Source organism: Nguyenibacter vanlangensis (assembly GCF_013376155.1).
GTDB classification, from domain to species: Bacteria; Pseudomonadota; Alphaproteobacteria; order Acetobacterales; family Acetobacteraceae; genus Gluconacetobacter; species Gluconacetobacter vanlangensis.
In genome coordinates this window covers 1-1,493 of sequence record NZ_JABXXP010000670.1, presented here as the reverse complement: position 1 = coordinate 1,493, position 1,493 = coordinate 1, and the positions used below count along the sequence as shown (strand labels likewise).

The window sequence follows — 1,493 nt, the reverse complement described above, 5'->3', positions numbered from 1 at the left end:
CACTGCGCAGCGCCGGAACATCGGCCGCGCCCGCGCGGACCAGCAGGCGCGGCCCCGGCACCGGCGAAAACGGCACCGCGACCTGCAATTTGGGATAGTACGCCCCCCCGGCCCGCTCCAGCGCCTGGGCCCAGGACTGGTCGAACACATATTCGCCATAGGAATGGGACTTGGCGTAAAGCGGGGCCGCGGCCAGCAGCCGCCCGTCCTTGCCGCGGATCGCCGCATGCTGCGGCAGCCAGCCGGTGCGCGGCCCGGTCGACCCGCTCTCTTCCAGCGCCGAGAGAAAGGCATGGCTGACGAACGGATTGTCCGCGCCGGCGCACTCATCCCATTCGGCCGCCGGAATCTCGGCGATCGCCCGATGCAGGCTCAGCGTCAGGTCAGCCATGGAACGGGCGGCCATCGGCGGGCCCCCCTCAGCCGATCTCGAACAGGCCTTCGACCTCGACCGCCGCGTCCAGCGGCAGCGACGGCACCCCGATGGTCGAGCGCGCATGGCGCCCCGCCTCGCCGAAAATGGCGACCGCCAGGTCCGATGCTCCGTTCATGACGGCGGCATGCTGGGTAAAGCTGGGCACGCAGGCGATGAACCCGCCCAGCCGCACCACGCGCCGCACCCGCGACAGGTCGCCGATCGCCGCGCGGACCTGGGCGATGACGTTGATCATGCAATAGCGGGCGGCCTCGACCCCGATTTCGGTCGCCACGTCCGCGCCCAGCTTGCCGGTGGCGAACAGCTTGCCGTCGACCAGCGGCAACTGGCCCGAAACGACCAGCAGCGACCCGCTGACGGCAGTGCCGACATAGGTCGCGACCGGGGCCGGCGGAATGGGCAGGATGATACCGTGCTGGTCCAGGCGGGCTTCGGGGGTGCTGTCCATCATGGGATACTCCTGTATTCGACACTGGAATCAATAATTTAGTGGCCTGCTGATCCGAGAAATTCTCATAAGAATTTCTCGGGCAGGACACTAGGCGTCGCTCATCATCCCGCCAGCCTCACCCCACCAGCCTCAGCCGGCCGGCGCGCCGCGGCGGCGTCTCGCCCGGCGTGGCGGGCAGGTCCAGCGGCAGCATCGGCGACGGGGCGTCGGCGACGGGGTCCTGGTGCGGGGCGTCGGGCAGTCTGTTGCCCAGATAGGCATCCGACAAGGCCCGGAATGCATAATCCAGCAGCGACGTGGCATAGGCCGCCACGGGATCGCCCTCGACGGTGCCCGCCGGGCCGAACCGAGTATAGGCGAACGCCGCGACATAATCATCCAGCGGCGCGCCATATTGCAAACCGATGCTGACGGCCTGGCCCAGCGCATCCATCAACCCCCGGGCGACCGCGCTTTCGCGCGCGGGCGTCAGCGCGATCTCCCCCAGCGTGCCGTCCTCGTACTCCCCGGTGCGCAGGAACAGCCGATGCCCGCCGACGCTGGCCTTCTGGGTAAAGCCGCCATGGCGGGCCGGCAGGTGGCGCCGCACGCCGCGTTCCAGCGCCA

General features: G+C 69.5%; 3 protein-coding genes. All 3 read right to left on the bottom strand.

Annotated elements, in window-relative coordinates; all coding sequences use genetic code 11:
* The coding region (locus HUK84_RS17870) for a peptidogalycan biosysnthesis protein (protein ID WP_176641450.1) at positions 1 to 391 on the bottom strand (391 nt) is incomplete at its 3' end.
* A gap of 28 nt (positions 392 to 419) precedes the next feature.
* Positions 420 to 884 (bottom strand): RidA family protein, encoded by a 465-nt coding sequence (locus HUK84_RS17865; protein WP_176641449.1) that lies wholly within the window; start codon positions 882 to 884, stop codon positions 420 to 422.
* Positions 885 to 1,002: 118 nt separating this feature from the next.
* Positions 1,003 to 1,493, bottom strand: a 491-nt coding sequence (locus HUK84_RS17860) for a TSCPD domain-containing protein (protein ID WP_456306679.1), incomplete at its 5' end; no start/stop codon positions are given.

What these genes read in the sequence shown, in the direction of transcription:
- HUK84_RS17865 (WP_176641449.1), bottom strand. Translation starts at nt 884, where the DNA reads ATGGACAGCACCCCCGAAGCCCGCCTGGACCAGCACGGTATCATCCTG.